The organism is Bradyrhizobium macuxiense (genome assembly GCF_001542415.1).
Taxonomy (GTDB): Bacteria; Pseudomonadota; Alphaproteobacteria; order Rhizobiales; family Xanthobacteraceae; genus Bradyrhizobium; species Bradyrhizobium macuxiense.
In genome coordinates, this window is sequence record NZ_LNCU01000102.1 from 57,559 (window position 1) to 75,599 (window position 18,041).

Sequence of the window (18,041 nt, forward strand, 5' to 3'; positions counted from 1 at the left end):
CGACAGTCTCAATCCTGGGACGGCAGCACACGGAGGGCTTCGGGCGAGATCGAAAGTCCGATCCTGTCACCAGCCTTGGCTCGAATTGTATTGGGAGCGTCTACATTGAGCGGCTTGGTCGATGCGCCACTCACGACAAGCCGCTGCCGATCGCCGATGAAGCTGACGGAATCGATGATACCAGACAGCGATCCGGCGCCAACGTCCACGACATGAATGGTCTCAGGGCGGATCATGACGGTCACATTCGCAACCGCCGCTTCGCTTCCGATCGGCAATCGCCCACCGGGCAGAACGAGTTCACCCTTCTCTGTCGGAGCCTCAACGATATTGGCCGCTCCAACGAACTCCGCCACGAAGCGGTCCTTGGGCGCGAAGTAGACCTCCCGCGGCGTTCCAATCTGGGAAATCGCACCTTTCCGCATCACCACGATACGGTCACCCAATTCCATGGCTTCGGCCTGATCGTGCGTGACATAGATCGTCGTTATTCCGAGCGCCCGCAACAGCCGATTCAGTTCGCTTCGCAGTCGGTCACGCAGCGCGGCGTCGAGAGCGGTCAGCGGCTCNCCAGCAGCAATATGCCCGGCCGGATTGCGACCGCGCGAGCCAGTGCGACGCGCTGACGTTGACCGCCGGACAGCTGATCGATGCGGCGGCTCTCCAATCCCGTGATGTTTGTGAGCGCCACCAGTTCGGCGACGCGCGCGGCGCGCTCCTTCCCGGCGACACCGCGGATCTTCAAGCCGTAGCCGATATTGTCAGCCACCGTCATGTTGGGGAATAAAGCATAGGACTGAAACACCATTCCGACATTGCGTCGCTCGATCGGGGCGGATGTCACGTCCTTGTCGTCGAACAAAATCCTGCCGCCGGGATCCGGCAATTCGAGACCCGCGATAATGCGCAGCATCGTGGTCTTCCCGCAGCCTGAAGGCCCGAGCAGCACCAGCGTCTCGCCGCGCGCAATGTCGAGCGTTGCGGGATCAAGAGCGCGCGTGCCGTCCGTGAATGTCTTTCCGCAATTCTCAATACGCACCGACGCGCCGTGTCCAGCCGTACTCATCGCTTGTTGTCCCTGTCGGCCAGCAGTTGCATCGCAACCAGGAGCGGAATGATCATCACGAAAAAGATCAGGGTATAGGCGGACGCCACTTCGAGGCGCATCGAGGCATAGCTGTCGGCAAGCCCGATCGGCAGCGTCTTTGTCAGCGGCGTGTGCAACATCCAGGTCAGGTTGAATTCGCCGAGCGACAGCGTGACCACCATCAGGGCGCCGGCGAGAATACCCGGCATGGCATTCGGGACGATCACATCGCAAAATCGCCGCCACGGCGAAGCACCCAGCGAGGCCGCTCCTTCATCCAGGGTCTTGATATCCACGGTCGCAAACACGGCCATGACTGACCGCACCATGAACGGCATGGTGAAGATGACATGTCCGACCAGGATGAATAGCCAGGAACGGCGAAAGCTGCCAAAGCCGCCATAGGCGAGCAACAGTGCAAGTGCGATCGCAAGTCCCGGAATGGCCAGCGGCAGCGTGATGATCTCCTCGATGACCCGCGCCAGCCGGCCTCCCCGCACATGCAGCGCATAAGCTGCGGGAACGCCAACAAGCAGCGTGGCGCCGAGTGTTGCAAACGCAATCATGAAGGAAAGCAGGATCGTACCCGCATAGAGCTCCCAGACCTGCGCGACCCATTGCAGGGTCACGCCGGATTGGATCCCCCGAAAATAATTGGCGGTGACGCCGGCGGAAATGGAAAGCCCCGCGGGGACAACCAGAAATGCCGCGACAATCAACGTAAAGACCAACTGGCCGGTGAAGATCAGGCGATCGCGCATGCTTCACCCGGCCGCAGCGACGGCGCTGCCGCTGAACGAGCGGGCCAGCGCGAGGATGAGCCAGGTGATGAGGCCAAGCCCCACCGAAAGGGCCGCCGATGTCGCAAAATTGGCGGCCAGTGTGAACTCCGTATAGATCAGCATGGGCAGCACATCGATGTTCGTTGCCAGCGTGAAAGCGGTTCCGAACGCGCCCATTGCGGTCGCAAACGCGATCGCGCCCGACGCGACGAAAGCCGGCGCCAGCGCCGGGAGCACGACATCGCGCTGGACGGCCCATGGGCTGGCGCCAAGCGACCGCGCAGCCTCTTCCAGGCCGACATCCAGCTTTTGCACGGCCGCCATAATGGTCAGAATCACGCGCGGGATGGAGAAGTAGAGGTAGCCAAGGAAGAGGCCGTAGATCGAATAGGCGAAGACGATTTTTTCATCGACGATGCGGCTCGACAGATCACCGATCAGTCCCTGTCGTCCGGCCAACAGAATGATCATGAAGCCGACGACCACGCCGGGGAAGGCCAGCGGAAAGGTCAGCATAGCGATCAGCACGGCGCGCCCAGGAAATCGATGTCGCTGCAAAAACATTCCGGCTATCGTCGCTACGATCAGCGTGACAATCGTGGTCGCCGCCGCCAGGAGCACCGTATTGATCAGGGTTGCTCGATAGCGGGGTTCCGACAGGATAGCGAGATATCCGGCAAGCCCGCCGGGGCCCTCCGCACCGGCGACCACCAGGCGCGCCATCGGCAGCAGAAAGAATGCCGTCGTCACGACCGCAAGCGGCAGCAGGCAGAGCCAAACGAAGGACTTTTGCGACATCGTGAGAATGGTGTCCCGGCGAGGGACACCATATTGCCTCAGCGGACCTCGGCGAGATAGCGGTCAACGAAGGCTTTTTGCACGTTTTCCATCTCACCCCAGTCAACGCTCTTGGCGCGGGCATAGTCGCTGTCGGGAAGGAATTTGCCCTTCACAGAAGCCGGCAGCTCGATTGGGCGGGCCGGGCGCAGGTAGGCATTGGTCCAGATCGCCTGCCCTTTGTCGGACAGAAGATAGTCCAGCACCTTCTTGGCCTTTTCTTTGTCCGGCGCGTTCTTCACGAGGCCGACGACATAGGGGAACACCACCGATCCCTCGCAAGGAATGACAAACTCGAAATTGCCCTTCTCCGAGTATTTCGCGCGGTAGGCGTTGAAATCATAGTCGAACAGGATCGGCAACTCGCCCGAGACGACGCGCGCATATGACGTCTGCTTGGGCACGATCGGATCGTTCTTGCGCAGTTCCTTGAAGAAGTTGATCGCTGGATCGAAATTGGTTGGTGAGCCACCCAGCGCCAGATTCACTGCCACCGCACCGACATAGCCAACTGCCGCCGACGACGGATCGAGATAACCGACCATACCCTTGTAGTCAGGCTTCAACAGGTCCTTCCAGCAGGCCGGCACCGGCTTGCCGCCGAGCGCGTCCTTGTTCACGAACAGACCAAGCGTTCCGGAATGGATAGTGGTCCAGTAGCCGTCGGGATCCTTGAGACCGGCGGGCACCTGATCCCAATGAGCGGGCTTGTAGGGCTCGAGCGCATCCTGCGCCTTGGCCTTCATGCCAAAGGTCACACCGAAATAGCCGATATCGCCGACCGGATTGCTCTTCTCCGCCAGGATCTGCGCCAGCGCCTGGCCGGAATTCTTGTTGTCGTGGGGGATATCGTAGTTCAGATCAGCCTTGATCGCCTTCAGCATCGAGGCCCAGTCTGCCCATTCCGGCGGGCAATTGTAGCAGATCACGTCCGCTGCCTTGGCGGATTGCCACGGCGCGATCAACGTCAACGCCAGCAAGGCAAGGACAAGGCGGACGGTCTTCATGGGAGGCTCCGGCTGATCAGGGATGCAATGAGGATTTCAACATCAATGGCGCGACCAAGTATAGGCCGCGCATGAAGGTTTTGCGACACGCTTGCTGCTATGCAGCAAATGGCGAGGACCAATCTGAGCCAATCTGATCCTAAGCTCGAGGCTGATGTATCTGTCCCAAGAATAGCGGGAGGCGATTCAATCCTCGCAACCTGGCATCCATCGCTCGCGCGAGATCGACGTTCAAATCGTCGGACACTCGCGCTAACAGTTAACGACCGAAATCCACATGTTGAGCCCAAACAGCGGACGTCGATTTTTGCCGCGCGGCTCTGAACGGGAAAGTGGCGCAAGGGACGCCATTCCCGCCGCTTCTCGCACTCATGTTTGCTGGACCGGTGAATGCAACGCCTTGACCGCGGCCTCCCGGCTCTCCGCAGGGACAAACAAGTTGACCGAATGCGGCGACAGTACATATTTGTCGGGGATAATCCCGCGATGTCCGAGAACCTGCAACGCTTTAAACGGCAATTCCGACGAAACGCCGCCAAAGCAGGTGAGGCTCACCGATCTTGATGCCTTGCGCTGCTTGCGCATGTCCTTGCCTCGCTCCAGCGTCCGCAATAGCGCGTCGAGCCACTCCGAATCACAGGCCACGGTCACGCTGGTTTTTCCTGCGTTGAAGCTCGAGGTGAGGAGCTGCGGCCAGGACAGGCTATTTTTCTTGAGATGCTGCACGAATTTCGTGAAGCCGTGATTGAGATCCTTGGAATCTATCTCCACATGCTCAATGCGTACCATCGAGTTGACGGCCAGAACCCTTCCGTTTTCCATGCCTGCAACCTCTTTCATCACTTGCGTGCTGTGCTCCACGCCACCCAGCTACTTGAGAACCAGCGGCACATTCTGACTCTGCGCGAGCTCGACGCTGCGAAAAATGCAGGATCTTTGCCCCGAAGAAGCACATCTCAGAGAGAGAGATGCGAAGTCCACGCGCCGCAGCGGCTTTGCACCCGGCACGATGTGCGGATCGGCGGAACAAATACCGTCGACCTCCTTGATGATTTCACAATATTCGGCTTTCAGCGCCGCGGCCATCGCAACCGCGGTCGTGTCGCTGCCACCCCGGCCGAGTGTGGTAATCTCCCTGGTCATCGCGTTCACGCCCTGAAATCCTGCCAGCACCACAACGCGCCCACGGTCAACTTCCTCGCGCACGCGAATGGGCCGTACGTCCAGAATGCGCGCGGAGGAATGGGAGTCGTCGGTCATCACGCCGGCTTGGCTGCCGGTGAAACTGATCGCGGGCACACCGAGATCAGCAAGTGCCATGCTCATCAAGGACATGCTGATGCGCTCACCGGTCGTTAACAACATGTCGAGTTCACGGCGATTGGGAGTCTCGCTCACCTGATAGGCCATCTGAATCAATTGATCGGTGGTCTTGCCCATGGCGGAGACGATCGCCACGACACGATGACCGCGACCATGCAGGTTGGCGAGATCGCGCCGATCGGGCACGCGGATCAAGGACAAAGTCTCGTACCGCCTGGGCGGTAAAGGCTCTTGGATCGTCGCCAAGAATCTTGAGAAGATCGACAAGCGAGGTCTGATAGGTGTCGAGTGTGGAGTCGGTGACGCCACGCTGGCTTCGCATCCAGGATCGGAATGCTGCGAGTATGGGCCAGGTCTCCGTCGCAGATGGCGGCTTTGGAAGGGGCGGCAACGCCCCTTGCTCCCGAAGATAACGGATGAACAGCGCGGCCGCTCCGCGCGGAGCCCTCTTGGTTCTGCTGCTCTTGAAGACCGGCGCAGACGCATCGAACGCGGCTAAAATAGTGTCGAAGGCAAACCTGGCCGCTTGCAGCCACTCGGTCCAGCAGGCCAGGAGACGCACTACCTCCACGATGGTGGTCGGCTGATAGCCCTTGCGGTGCAGCCAGTTCCTAAATCCATCGACGTGAGCTCCCCAAAGGCGCAGCCGCCCCTCGACGCTCTTAGCTTGCTTTCGCTTCTGCTTCCGCTTTGACATGACGCCTCCATGGCTTGAGTGGAGGCTGAAGCATGCGGCGACCTGCATCGGACCGAGCGCGTGGCGTCATCACAAGACCCGCTGTCCACAGGCGATCGGCTGTTTGGGACAAGTATCGGAACCTCATTCGACCGCTTTCTCGGTCTTTCCACGCGATGGCCGATGAAGATGGGCTATTTGTGTTTGCGGTGGCGCTATGATTTCGTAACCGCCATGCGCGGCTTGCTTCTGGCGTGAGAACGGCCGGGCGGTCCGTCAGAGACTGACCCCATTGCAGGCATCCCACGATCAGAGATACCCCGTGCAAAGGGCTATTCGGAGATGACTGTGGGCGCCTCTCTCTACGAGCCGATCAATGTATTTAAGCCGATTGGGCCGGACATCGGAACAGTCGATGGGCCATTCGAGTACGTGACTGTGGCCGGCGTCACCTTACCGCTTCCCTTCACCACACGGATGACGGCCGTGCGCCTTTCGAACGGTGATCTGTTCCTGCACTCGCCGATCAAATTTAATGAGGCGCTAGCAAGCGAGCTGCGACGGATGGGGACAATCCGGCATCTCGTGTCACCCAACCAGTTTCACTACGCTCATATCGGGGAGTGGTCGAAAGCCTTTCCCGATGCGATCGCATGGGCTTCACCGCGTGTACGCCAAAGAGCGCGCGCTCGGCACATCGATGTCACCTTTACGCGAGACCTCGATTTCGATCCGCCAGAAGAATGGCGGCAAGACATCGACCAGACGCTATTTCCAGGCGGGTACTTCAAAGAATTCATTTTCTTTCACAAGAAGTCGAAGACGCTGATTCTCACGGATACAATTATGAATATCGAGTTGGATAAGATGCCGGAGCTTTGGCGAACGGCGACATGGCTCAGCGGGATGTACCATCCTCGCGGACAAATATTCTTTGGTATGCGGCTGCCGCTATTGCTGCAGCAGCGGAAGGCTAGGGCAGCATTCGCAAAAATCAACTCTTGGCGACCGGAGCGCATCGTACTCAGCCATGGCCGTTGTTTCGAGTCTCACGGCAACGAAGTCGTCACGAGGATATTTGGAGGGCCGGCGCCTTAGTTAGAAGTGAGACTCATTCGGCGCGCCGAGCGCCAATTCATGGCTGGCTTACCGCTGTTCATCCGTGGCGCCAAACCTTCACGGCGCTGATCAGCAGGATAATCCCAAGTAGCGGCAGCAGCACCGTGTTCGGTACTAAGCCAGGGAGTTGCGCGCCGACGAAGCTGCCGGCGATCGATCCTATCGCCATCACGAAGACGAGCGGCTTGCTACGGCCCAACACGGCAAAACTGCTGTCGCGGCTGTATCGCGCAAATCCCATCAGCATGGTCGGCAGGCTAATCGCGAGAGATAGACTCGCCGAACCAGGCGCGCTGGATCGCTGAGATGTGGGCCTATGCGCAGAAGTGCCATCCCAAGCTGAAATGGCTAGAAACGGTCGAGGCGCAGGAGGACAACAATCTGTCCTTCAACCAGGCGACGACATTGATCAACAAGCATGGCGACAAGCTTGCCGGCCTGTTCGGCATGACCTCGGTTGCGACGCCCGCTTCGGCGGAGGCCGTGACCAAGGCTAAGCTCTGCGGCAAGGTGGCGGTGGTCGGCCTCGCCACGCCAAACGCGATGAAGCCGTATGTCAACGCGGACTGCGTCAAGTCGGTCGTGCTGTGGAATCCGGTCGATCTCGGCTATGCCGCGACCTACGTGATGCGTGCCGTGGTCGACGGCAGCCTGAAGCCCGGCGCGACGTCGGTGGACGCGGGCAAGCTCGGCAAGCTGAACGTGGTCAATGGCAGTGAGATCCTGCTTGGCTCGCCCTTCATCTTCACGAAGCAGAACATCAAGGATTTCGATTTCTGATTTGAACTCGTCGCCCGGCCGCCGAACGCGGTCGGGCGACGCACTATTGGCCTGCGCTGTCATGGCTGTGACAAGCCGGCCATAACAACGGTGGTGATGTTGCGGGTCGAGATGTTCCATCTAAAGCTTGCCTTGTTCGACGATGGCCGACTTCTCTGGGAAAAGTCGGCGCCCAACTGCATTCGGCCGGGCCCGCCTTATCCGCACGAAGATGTTGAGAGCGCGTGGAACTTCTTCCTCGATGCGCTTCGTGAGGCCGCACGCTCGCATCAGATCGGTGCGATCGTCCCGACCGCGCATGGCGCAGCCGGCGCTTTGATCGGCGAGAGCGGGCTCGCCGCTCCGGTCATGGACTACGAGTTCACGGGCGTCGAAGTGGTCGAGCCCGACTATGCCAGGCTGCGGCCGCCCTTTTCGGAGAGCCTGTCGCCGAAAGTGCCAGCTGGCCTCAATCTCGGCCGGCAGCTCGCATATCAGAAGTGGCACTGTCCGGACCTCTTCGCCAAAGCGAGGTATTTCGTCGGCTATCCGCAATATTGGGCCTGGCGCCTGGCTGGCGTCGCGGCCTCTGAAGTCACTACCCTCGGCGCCCATACTGATCTCTGGGCGCCGCGGCAGGGACAGGCCTCGAGCCTCGTCAAAGCGCTTGGCGTCGACCACTTGCTGCCGCCGCTGCGTCGCGCCTTCGATCCGCTCGGCCCGATCAAACCCGACATCGCCGCCGCGACCGGGCTCGCGCCCGGAACGCTAGTCGTTTGCGGTATCCACGATTCCAACGCATCACTTCTGCCTTACCTCGTCTCGCGCCGGGCGCCATTCACCGTGTTGTCGACCGGCACCTGGGTGATCCTGATGTGCGTGGGCCTGTCGCTCGATCAGCTCGATCCTCGCGACGACACGCTCGCCAACGTCGACGCGCTGGGCCGACCCGTCGCCTGCGGACGCTTCATGGGCGGACGCGAATACGCCGTCATCGCAGGCGACGGCAATCAGGATCTTGACGCGATCGAGCGCGTCATCGCCTCGGGCGCGATGGCGCTACCCTGCTTCTCCGGCCATGGCGGACCTTACGCGACGACCAAAGGCGTGATCCGCGGCGAAGTCGCAGCGAGCGATCGAACCGCACTTGCGACGCTCTATTGTGCTCTGATCAGCGATCTGATGCTGACGCGCATGGGAGCGACCCGCGGCGATCTCATCGTCGAAGGGACCTTCGGCGGCAACCGCGCCTTCTGTCAGACGCTCGGCGCGTTACGGACGACGCAACGCGTCTTTGCGGCGGAAGACACCGCAGGCACGGCCCGCGGTGCCGCAATGCTCGCGCATTGGCCTCCCTCTTACCAAATCGCCGAGCCGGCCCCCGTCAATCCGATTTCGATTACCGGCCTTGACTCTTATCGCAAGGCCTGGACGGCAGCAGTCGACATGATCGCTCGGTGAGCCAGACGCCGAACGGGCGATCAACTCTCGCGTCGTATGCGAGCCAACTCTCAAACTCACCTAATCTTTCTTCGGATCGCTCCGAGCACGACCGCCTGTGCCTGCCCTCGAAGGATTATTCTCGATCTCCCGATGCACACGTCGTGCACACGCCGCCTTCTAAACGATTGGAAAACCTGAACTCTCGCTCCAGTCCAACATGGTCCAGTTTGAACTAGCTTCGGACGAAGAACGGCAGTTTAAGCACAGTCGCGGAAACGCCCTAAGCATCGAACACGCGCGTGAGAAACCAATAGCTGCCGAGTACGGTAATGACCGCCGACAGCGCATACACCAGGGCGATGGCTCTCACCGGTTTGGTCTTATCGATAGCCATGAGCCGGTCCAGGACGATCAGCGTTGGGACGACGATCGAGACGATGACCACCTGGCCCACCTCGACACCGATGTTAAAGGCGGCAAGCGCGGTAATGACGGCGTTGGTGGGCAGGCCAATCGCCCGGAGCGCGCCGGCGAAACCGAAGCCGTGGACAAGCCCAAATGCAAAGGTGATCCGCCAGCGGTTATCGATGTTGCGAGTAAAGAAATTTTCCATCGCGACATACGCGATCGATGCCGCGATGGCCGGTTCGACGATAGCGCTGGGAATAACAACAACGTTGAGCGTAGCAAGTGAGAGCGTGATCGAATGGGCGACGGTGAAGGCGGTCACGACCTTGATGACCGGCACAAGTCGCCGTGCCCATAATACGACGGCAACCAGGAACGCGATGTGATCGTAGCCCAGAAAGATATGCTCGATGCCGGTGAGAAGATAGCGCTCCAGGGTCGAAAGCAGCGATGACGCCGGAGCCGAGAGCGTGACATCGGTGTTGGCGGCGTCGAGCAGCGCCTGCGGAGCATCGTCGCCCTCGCCGATCAGCACCACCTGGCGCGCGGCCGGATCGGCATCGGTCAGCACCGTCGAGCGGTAGACGATATCGCCGCCGACATCCCGGCACGAAAAATGATTACGAAAAATCACGCCATCGCCGTCGGGCACGAGCTCGGCCGTCCCCGGCGCGCAAGCCTTGCCGGCGGCCCCGGTCACGGCGACATGCGCGGTGACGTAGGCGATGATGGGTCCAGCCATCGCCGTGACCCGCGCCGGGTCGACCTGGTCGCGCCCCGCATCGAAAATGGCGGTGCCTGCAAGGCGGTCGGCGTCGCTGCCCTTGAGCCCGACCTCGACGCTGACGCTGCGATCGGCGCTCAGCGTCACGCGCGCGGTCGAGAGATTGACCTGATGCGCCTGCCCCGCGGCGATGGCGCCAAGCGCAATGGCGCCTGCCAGCAGCACACGACGCCACCTCACGAGCCTGCTCCCACCACTTTGAGAAGTTCGTTCAGGCGCCTTGGCTCGAACTCTGCAACGGTGATGATCGCACCATCCGGCGCCAACCGGGCATAGCGATCGAGCTTGTCCGCCGGCGCGCCGAATTCGAGCCGTGCCAGCGGCGTTGAACTGTCGCGTCCATAGAAGAGCACGATTTGCGTCGGCAACGCGAGACCGTATTGGGCGAGATGCGCCTCATCGCCGGGGGCAACGTGCGCTTCCACCACGGTCGCGTCGAAGTCGCGGAAGGCTGCATCGATGACCGGTGCCAGGGCGGGATCGGCGACATGCGCATCACTGCCAGCTACGTGGGTATGCTGACCGGTATGCTTGAACCACGCCCGTTTTGGGTCACGCTCGAACCGGGTGAGCTTGCCGCCCGCCACGATCTCAATGGCCCACACCTGGGCTATCGAGACCGACAACAGCAGGTCCGCGCTGCGGCTCGCCGTGGCGAAGCTGCCCTTGCCCTGCTGCCGGCGCGCCATATCGAGCAATAGATGCCATTCTTCCGTCACGTGGCGCGGCATCAGATAGACCGTCGGCGCTCCGCCCAGCCTGACATAGTGCGACGTGACGGCCGGATTTGCCGCGCCAAAGTTCACCGTGGCCACGACGGCCGAACCGGCTTCGAGCACGGCCACCTCGGCCGGCGGATCAAGCCCGAACGCCGCAAAGCTCTCAGGGCCGAGCTCGGCCGCGGAAATCTCGCGCGACGGCTTGGACACGTTGAGGAACTTCAAGGCCGTATCGACGTGCGCGGCAAGCTCGGCCGGCGCGGCATGCTCCACGCCTTCGATCATCCATCCGTCCGCCTCGCGCCGCAACGCCACCCTGTCCGCGCCTGAGCGAATATCGACGTGATCAATCTCGTTCGGCGCAATGGCGAGAAGGCCCTTGGGCGGGGATGACAGCTTGCTGCGCAGCTCCGGCCATTGTCCCGAAACAACCACGGCGAGCAGCAGCACCAGCAGCACGGCGATGGCGAGCGGCGTTTTCCATCGTGCAGCCGTAGGCAGTGCCGCCGTCAACGCCGCCTCCACCACATCCCGACACCAAAAAGCGCGGTGCTGAGCGGCAGCAATATCTCCAGAGCGATGAACGTGTCGCGCATCTGGGCGCTGGTCAGCACGATTTCCGGCAGACTGTAGGTGCGCGGCGCCAGATTCGGCGACGCCTCATCCTCCGCAAGCCAGCGCATGATGGCCACCGACAACTCGCCATTGGAGACATAGGAGAAGTATTCGTTGGTGGCGAACTTGCTGGTGCCCGACATCACGAGCCGAAAGTGCTTGTCGGGCGATGCACCGGGAAAAGCGCCTTCAAACGCAACCACCAGCGCCTGGGCGCCACGCTCGACCTCGACCGGCGCCGATCCGCCGGATGCGACCGTGATGCCGCCTGCGGCCGATGGCGGCCGCAGGTAGCTGTCCTGGCTGCTCGCAGCGAGGACGCTCGCCCTCACCGTCGCCGGCGGCTGGCCGAGGCGGAGCGGCCGCGCCTGCGCAAATACGGTGAGCGCTAGATTGGCCGTGATCGGATGCGACGGATAATACGGCACGGCGACCTTGTCAGGATCCGTGCGAAAGTGATTCACGGGGTCGATGATGATGGCGGTTTCGCTCGACACGTCGAGCGGCATCAGCAAGCGGCTTTGCAGCTCGGCTTCAAGGGAAAATTGCGGATCGATCAACATTGCGAGCCGTCCGCCGCGCTTGAGATAGTCGGCCAGAAGATCCGCCTCGCCCGCTGCCAGCGCTGTTCGTGGACCGATCTCGGCAACTACGGTGCAGTCGGCTGGAATCGAGCTTGCCGTGGCCATCACGAGCGGCCGCATCTCGAAGCCGATCTCGCTCAGCGCCAGTTGGAGCCGGTCGAGCTGCTCAGGCTCGGCCACCAACACGTCGTCGGCACCGGGGACATCATGGCCTCTCAGCGTCTCGACGTGACTGAAATGGTAATGGCCCGGCATCGGGCGGAACGTCTCGCCATGGCCGGTCACGAAGCAGATCGTTGAGGCGAGCTGCCGAAGCACGCGCAGCGCGGCATAACTGAGGCGCGCGGCGTCGGTGACGTTTTCTACCAGCACCTTGCGCTCACCCGCCTGCAGCACCGCCGTGTTGTAGGAATGCACGCCGATGTCGCGCGCAAGCCCGGGCTCCTTGTCGAGATCGATGGCGCGAAAGGCCAGGAGCGGATGGTTGCGCGCCGCGGTCTCGATCATGTCCCGGGCGGCGATCGCATGGGAGTCGCTCGCGTTGTAGAAATAGGTCAGCGAAAGCGGGGAGTGCAGATTGTCGATGAGGTCGGTGAGCTGCCGCGGCGGGGTGTTCAGCCCCTCGCGGGTTGCGTCGAAGTGCACGTCATGGCGGTAGAGGGCGACATTGGCGACAATCACGACGCCGAATGCGCCGCCGACGATCAGCGTGTTGGCGGCGAAGGCCGTCAAGCGCGAGCCGCGGCCGCGAAGCGGCAAGCGAACCGCGAGCGCAAACAGCGTCAGCATGACGAGCAACCAGGCTGCGAACAGCACGATGTTTGAAATCTGCTGGCCGATTCCTGCGAAGCCGAGCGCGCCGAACAGCAGCGCGGCGGCAACGAGTGCGGCGACGATCAGGTCGGATCGGTTGAGCCGCGACATCCGTCTCTCCTATCGCCGCGCCAGCGCACGCGCGGTCAAAAGCAGCGTCAGCAGCGTGGCGCTGAGAAAGAAGCCGACGTCCGAGAGATAGATCGAGCCTACCGCAAATGGGCGGAAATGCACCGCCAGCGACAGATTCACCACCAGCGTGTCGGCCGGGCTCGGCAGCAGCCAGCCGAAATTGTCGATGATCCACAGCAGCAGGAAGACGCTGAGCGAGATCAGCGCCGCGATCACCTGGTTGGCGGTGAGCGCTGAGGCCAGCAATCCGGTGCCGACCAACGCCGAACCGAACAGCAAGAGGCCAAGATAGCCGCTATAGATCGGACCGAAATCGGGATCGCCGAACCAGGCCAGCGTTGCCGCGTAGCAGCTTGAAAGCAGCAGCATGACCACGATTAGGCTCATGCTGGCGACATATTTCGCCAGCACGATGGCGACCTCGGAGACCGGCGAGGTGAGCAGCACTTCCATGGTCCGCAGCTTCCGCTCCTCCGCCAGCAGCCGCATGGTGATGAGCGGCGTGGTCAGCATGAACAGCACGAACATCTGGAAGAAGACTTGCACCATGCTGGGCTGGTGGCTGATGAACAAGGTTAGGGTAAAGCTGTAGCCCATGATGAGCAGGAAAACGGTCATCACTGCATAGGCGATGGGGGAGGAAAACAGCGCCATCTCCTCCTTACGGAGCAGGATTGCAAAGCTTCTCATGCGGCCATCCTCGACGCGCGCCGGGTCAGGTCGAGAAATATGCGCTCAAGATCCGGCCTGACTTCGGCCAGTTCCGAGACGCCGACGCCGGCCTCGACCAGCGCCGCGACGACGTCGGCGGCAACAGCGACGCGCGGCTCGGCCCTGATCAGATAATGCATCGTTCCCGAAGCTGCGCTCGGCTCGACGGTAACGTCCCGCACGCCGGCAACGGCCGAGACGATATCGCGGACGGTTGCTTCCGACGCGGCTGCCGCCAGCCGCAACAGGGTCTCCTCCGCCCGCTCCTGCAGCGCGTCGGCGGTGAGAAGCGTGCCATCGAGTAGGATCATGACGCGCGATGCGACCTTTTCGATCTCGGAGAGGATGTGTGAGGCGATCAGCACGGTGTGGCTTCCGGCGAGCGATTGAATCAGATCACGAACGGCAATGACCTGGTGCGGATCGAGCCCGCTGGTCGGCTCGTCCAGCACCAGCACTTTCGGATTTCCGAGCAGCGCCTGCGCGATCGAGACGCGCTGGCGGAAGCCGCGGGAGAGTTTGGCCGTCAAGAGCGACATGACGCAGGTAAGGTCCAGCCGCTCGGCCGCGGCCTCCACCGCTGCCTTGGCCGCCGCCCCTCGTGATCCCTTGAGGCTCGCCATGAAGTGCAGAAACTCGCCGACCCGCATGTGATCGTAGAGCGGCGCGTCCTCCGGCACATAGCTGATCACGCGGCGGACAGCGAGGGAGTCAGCCACGACGTCATGGCCGGCGACCTCCATACGGCCGGAGGTCGGCACGAGATAACCGGTCAACATGCGGAAGATCGTGCTCTTGCCCGAGCCATTGGGCCCGAGTAGCCCTACGATTTCGCCCTGCCCGATCGCAAACGATACGTCACTGACGGCGCGGCGCGGTCCGTACCATTTGGTGACATGTTGCGCCAGCACAAGCGATGACATCGACTTTACAGTCCCCAGGCCACACCGGCGATCGCGCGGGAGCCTCGAGGCGAACACAATCCCGGGCACGCGGCCCGGGATTTGAACCTGCTCATGGCGCGACCTGCCGCTCAATCACTCATAGAATTCGGGCGAATGCTTGTGCGCCTTGTATACGTCCGGATCGTGCGCATAGATGATGTCGCCACCTTCGGCATCGTGCACCCGCTTCACCCAGGCATAGGCATCGAGCATCCCGACCGGATCATAGACGCTGCCGACGCTCGGCAGGATGTTCTTCTCGAGATTCTCTTGCAGATAGACGGCGTCGCTGGTGAGCACGACCGTTCCGGTCTTCGGTAGACGCACGATCAATATCTGGCTGCCGGGGGTATGCGATACGGCCCGGTGGATATAGACGTTGTTATCGCCGAACAAGTCGAGGTCACCGTCGAGCTCGATGGTCTTGTACTTGCTCGGCATGGGACCACCCACGCCGTTGCGCAGCATGGCGAAGTCGTCGGTGATGAAGAAGGTGGCATAGCCCGGCACCGGCCAGAACGCGTTCCGGATCTCATCGCGCTGATACACGAAGGTTGAATCCAGGAACTTGCCGATATTGCCGGCGTGGTCGACGTGGAAATGTCCAAGCACGACATACTTGATGTCGGATGGCTTGACGTCGATCTTGCTGAGCTGCGTGTCGATGGCGATGTCCGGTGATCGGCCCGGATCAAGCGCCTTCACGAACGGTCCCCAGTAATCCGGATTGGTGATGATCTTGTCGTTGTTGCCGCAGTCGAACAGCACGTCTCCCTTGGGATGACGGATCAGGAAGAAGCCGACGGGAATCTGTACTTTGCCGCTGGCGCCGTTCTGGATGAGCGACTTGTCGAGGTTCAGCGCGCCCGAGCTGAAGACATAAAGCTTCATCTCTTTCGGGGGCTCGCCCGCCATCGCGGCGACGGCAGTCAGAAACAGTCCTACGGACAACGAGCCAAGGACTTTCGCGCAGCGCAGCAGCATATCGTCCTCCCTGTCAAAATCTTCGATTTCTGTAGTTCTTTGGTTTCTGCCTTCTTCCTTCTTCCTCTAGTTTTGACTCGTACTCTTTATCACAACATTGTGGCGCTTGTGCAGATGCCGCCACACCATGCCGGTAAAATTGAATTCACAGATTGCTGCAAGGCAACAAAATCGGGACTTCATTTGGTGGGACTTGGGCAGTCGGGATGGCTCGGCTCGCGCCAGATGTAAATCGGCGCAGGGTCCGACGCCGATCGGCGCCGGGGTCACCATTCCGTCGTTTGCACAATCAAGGCGTTACCCCGCACCGTGCGGGCGATCGAGGGGGCAAATTTCGATCAGCATTCACACGCCATCGATTTTGCCCCGATCAAGACTCTGCGGAGTCCATCATCGATCAAATTCAGGAATGCGTTGCCGCCAAATGGTATGAACTCTGCCGAAGAAATGGTGTCTCTGAAGTGGATTGCGAACAAATTCGGAGCGCGTTCGCCTATGAAGGTTTCGCGCAGGTTCTGAGTCACTCCAGGATCTGGACGACCGCACTCTGCAGGTCGACGACAATTCGCCGCCCACCCCAAGCGGAGCCCGCGGCGCACCCTTTTGAACGAGCAGCTGCGTCCAGATTCAAGTTGCTCATCAGTACCTGCACCGTCAGCCACCTCTTCGCGCTGATGTCGGCGCCACGGGCAGCACGGATGGCGCGTTCGCTATCCGTCGGCGGTTTATGACCGATGTCCTTGTCGGCTAGCTAAGCAAGTCTTGGAAACGGATCGCTTGGAAGGGCGGTCATCGCGGCAGCCGACAGCGCATCGGCCTCGATGAGTTCGGCTGCCCTGGCGAGATCGTCCGCCATGTAGCGGTCGGCGACGAGTGCTGGCACGTGCTGGCGCAATGCGGCGACGACCGCAACAAGCGGTGCACTTGTCGCATGCGGTGCACGCAGCGTGATGCCTTGCGCAGCGACCAGCAACTCGATGCCTAGGATGGTCGCAAGGTTGTCAGCCATGTCGGACAGCCGGCGCGCAGCGTGCGCCGCCATCGAGACATGATCTTCCTGGTTGGCGCTGGTCGGCGTGGAATCGATCGAGCAAGGCAACGCTCGTTGCTTGTTCTCGGCATAGAGCGCGGCCGCCGTCACTTCGGCGATCATAAACCCGGAATTTATACCAGGGTCTGGCGTTAGGAACGGCGGCAGGCCAAAATTGAGGGCAGGATCAACAAGAGTTGCGATCCGGCGCTCGCTGGTCGCGCCGATCTCCGCAAGTGCAAGCGCGATCTGGTCGGCTGCAAAAGCCACCGGCTCGGCATGAAAGTTCCCGCCCGAGACAATCTCACCGGTCTCGACCAACACCAAGGGGTTGTCGGTGACCGCATTGGCTTCAATGATCAAGGTACGTGCGGCTTGTCCGAGCAAGTCGAGCGCGGCGCCCGTAACCTGCGGCTGGCAGCGCAAGCAATAGGGGTCCTGCACCCGCTCGTCGCCCTCGAGATGCGATTGCCTGATGTCGCTGCCCTCAAGCAACGCGGTCAAGGTCTGGGCAGCAGCGATCTGTCCGTCATGTCCGCGCAGGGATTGCACTTCGGGGCGGAACGGCACGGTTGAGGCCATCGCGGCATCGACCGACAACGCACCGGTCACGAGCGCGGTGCGCGCCAGGCGATGCGCGCGCAAGAGGCCGGAGATCGCATAAGCAGTCGAGAACTGAGTGCCGTTAATCAGCGCCAGTCCCTCTTTGGGGCCGAGGGTCAAAGGCGCGAGGCCGGCGGCAGCAAGCGCATCGTGACCCGACATCACCTTGCCGTCTAGGATCGCCTGCCCCTCGCCGATCATGACCGCCGCCATATGGGCCAGCGGCGCCAGATCGCCGGATGCGCCGACCGAGCCCTGCTGCGGCACCATTGGATACACGCCGCAGGCTAGCATGCCCTGCAGCTGCTCGATGACATCGCGACGAACGCCAGAGGCGCCGCGCCCGAGCGAGATGAGCTTCAACGCCATCATCAAGCGTACGACCTGCTCGGGCATCGCTCGCCCGACTCCACAGCAATGCGACAGGATGAGATTGCGCTGAAGCAGCGCGGCCTGGTCGGGCGCGATGCGCGTCGATGCCAGCTTACCGAAGCCGGTATTGATGCCGTATATGGGAACGTCGACAGACGCCGCCTCGGCTACGATTTGCGAAGCCGCCTCGACGCGCGGCCAGAATGATGGATCGAGTACAATGGTCGCACCCGACAGCACGCGGGCCAGATCGTCGAGGCTGACCTCTCCAGGCATCACGACAATGGGAGCATCACAATTGCTCATTGT

Annotated in this window: 16 protein-coding genes and 2 pseudogenes; 3 read left to right on the forward strand and 15 right to left on the reverse strand. The window is 61.5% G+C overall.

Features of this window, described 5'->3' with window-relative positions:
* Positions 1–8: 8 nt before the first annotated feature.
* The 7 genes and pseudogenes from AS156_RS45135 to AS156_RS41400 all read right to left on the reverse strand — a co-directional run.
* The coding region (locus AS156_RS45135; RefSeq protein WP_245313143.1) for an ABC transporter ATP-binding protein at positions 9–569 on the reverse strand (561 nt) is incomplete at its 5' end.
* Position 570: 1 nt separating this feature from the next.
* Positions 571–1,066, reverse strand: a pseudogene (locus AS156_RS45140) (ABC transporter ATP-binding protein); the annotation flags it as partial.
* A complete protein-coding gene (locus AS156_RS30565) occupies positions 1,063–1,848 on the reverse strand; it encodes an ABC transporter permease (protein WP_066512682.1) in 786 nt (261 codons plus the stop codon). The gene AS156_RS30565 and the pseudogene AS156_RS45140, both read right to left, overlap by 4 nt.
* Positions 1,849–1,851: 3 nt before the next feature.
* The gene (locus AS156_RS30570) at positions 1,852–2,667 is read right to left on the reverse strand and encodes an ABC transporter permease (protein WP_066512684.1); all 816 of its coding nucleotides are present in this window, start codon (positions 2,665–2,667) and stop codon (positions 1,852–1,854) included.
* A gap of 38 nt (positions 2,668–2,705) precedes the next feature.
* Positions 2,706–3,713: an ABC transporter substrate-binding protein gene (locus tag AS156_RS30575; RefSeq protein WP_066512685.1), complete on the reverse strand. Its 1,008-nt coding sequence runs from the start codon at positions 3,711–3,713 to the stop codon at positions 2,706–2,708.
* Between the two features lie 369 nt (positions 3,714–4,082).
* Positions 4,083–4,553: a hypothetical protein gene (locus tag AS156_RS41395; protein WP_136626508.1), complete on the reverse strand. Its 471-nt coding sequence runs from the start codon at positions 4,551–4,553 to the stop codon at positions 4,083–4,085.
* A 30-nt stretch (positions 4,554–4,583) separates the two neighbouring features.
* Positions 4,584–5,222 carry an amino acid kinase family protein gene (locus AS156_RS41400; protein WP_245313145.1) on the reverse strand — a complete coding sequence of 213 codons (639 nt, stop codon included), beginning with the start codon at positions 5,220–5,222 and terminating at the stop codon, positions 4,584–4,586.
* Between the two features lie 832 nt (positions 5,223–6,054).
* On the opposite strand from AS156_RS41400, the gene AS156_RS30585 reads away from it, so the two are divergent.
* A complete protein-coding gene (locus AS156_RS30585; RefSeq protein WP_066512689.1) occupies positions 6,055–6,810 on the forward strand; it encodes a DUF4336 domain-containing protein in 756 nt (251 codons plus the stop codon).
* A 58-nt stretch (positions 6,811–6,868) separates the two neighbouring features.
* Here AS156_RS30585 and AS156_RS30590 read toward each other — a convergent pair.
* Positions 6,869–7,114 (reverse strand): annotated as a pseudogene (locus AS156_RS30590) (sulfite exporter TauE/SafE family protein); the annotation flags it as partial.
* 23 nt (positions 7,115–7,137) lie between these two features.
* On the opposite strand from AS156_RS30590, the gene AS156_RS30595 reads away from it, so the two are divergent.
* Both AS156_RS30595 and AS156_RS30600 read left to right on the forward strand, forming a co-directional pair.
* The gene (locus tag AS156_RS30595) at positions 7,138–7,611 is read left to right on the forward strand and encodes a substrate-binding domain-containing protein (RefSeq protein WP_283807954.1); all 474 of its coding nucleotides are present in this window, start codon (positions 7,138–7,140) and stop codon (positions 7,609–7,611) included.
* Between the two features lie 111 nt (positions 7,612–7,722).
* A complete protein-coding gene (locus AS156_RS30600; RefSeq protein WP_245313144.1) occupies positions 7,723–9,051 on the forward strand; it encodes an FGGY-family carbohydrate kinase in 1,329 nt (442 codons plus the stop codon).
* Positions 9,052–9,313: 262 nt separating this feature from the next.
* Here AS156_RS30600 and AS156_RS30605 read toward each other — a convergent pair whose 3' ends face one another.
* The 7 genes from AS156_RS30605 to hutH form a co-directional block, all read right to left on the reverse strand.
* A complete protein-coding gene (locus tag AS156_RS30605) occupies positions 9,314–10,390 on the reverse strand; it encodes a HupE/UreJ family protein (protein WP_066512756.1) in 1,077 nt (358 codons plus the stop codon).
* A gap of 11 nt (positions 10,391–10,401) precedes the next feature.
* Positions 10,402–11,457, reverse strand: coding sequence for a DUF4340 domain-containing protein (locus tag AS156_RS30610; protein ID WP_136626509.1), 1,056 nt, complete (start codon positions 11,455–11,457; stop codon positions 10,402–10,404).
* On the reverse strand, positions 11,454–13,067 hold the full coding sequence (locus AS156_RS30615; protein ID WP_066512696.1) for a Gldg family protein: 1,614 nt from the start codon (positions 13,065–13,067) through the stop codon (positions 11,454–11,456). Before AS156_RS30615 ends, AS156_RS30610 begins: the two co-directional genes overlap by 4 nt.
* A gap of 9 nt (positions 13,068–13,076) precedes the next feature.
* Positions 13,077–13,778 (reverse strand): ABC transporter permease, encoded by a 702-nt coding sequence (locus AS156_RS30620; protein ID WP_066512698.1) that lies wholly within the window; start codon positions 13,776–13,778, stop codon positions 13,077–13,079.
* Positions 13,775–14,722, reverse strand: coding sequence for an ABC transporter ATP-binding protein (locus AS156_RS30625; RefSeq protein WP_066512701.1), 948 nt, complete (start codon positions 14,720–14,722; stop codon positions 13,775–13,777). Before AS156_RS30625 ends, AS156_RS30620 begins: the two co-directional genes overlap by 4 nt.
* Before the next feature lie 114 nt (positions 14,723–14,836).
* Positions 14,837–15,727 (reverse strand): N-acyl homoserine lactonase family protein, encoded by an 891-nt coding sequence (locus AS156_RS30630; RefSeq protein ID WP_066512704.1) that lies wholly within the window; start codon positions 15,725–15,727, stop codon positions 14,837–14,839.
* Between the two features lie 751 nt (positions 15,728–16,478).
* On the reverse strand, positions 16,479–18,038 hold the full coding sequence (gene hutH, locus AS156_RS30635; RefSeq protein ID WP_066512706.1) for a histidine ammonia-lyase: 1,560 nt from the start codon (positions 18,036–18,038) through the stop codon (positions 16,479–16,481).
* Between the last annotated feature and the right edge of the window lie 3 nt (positions 18,039–18,041).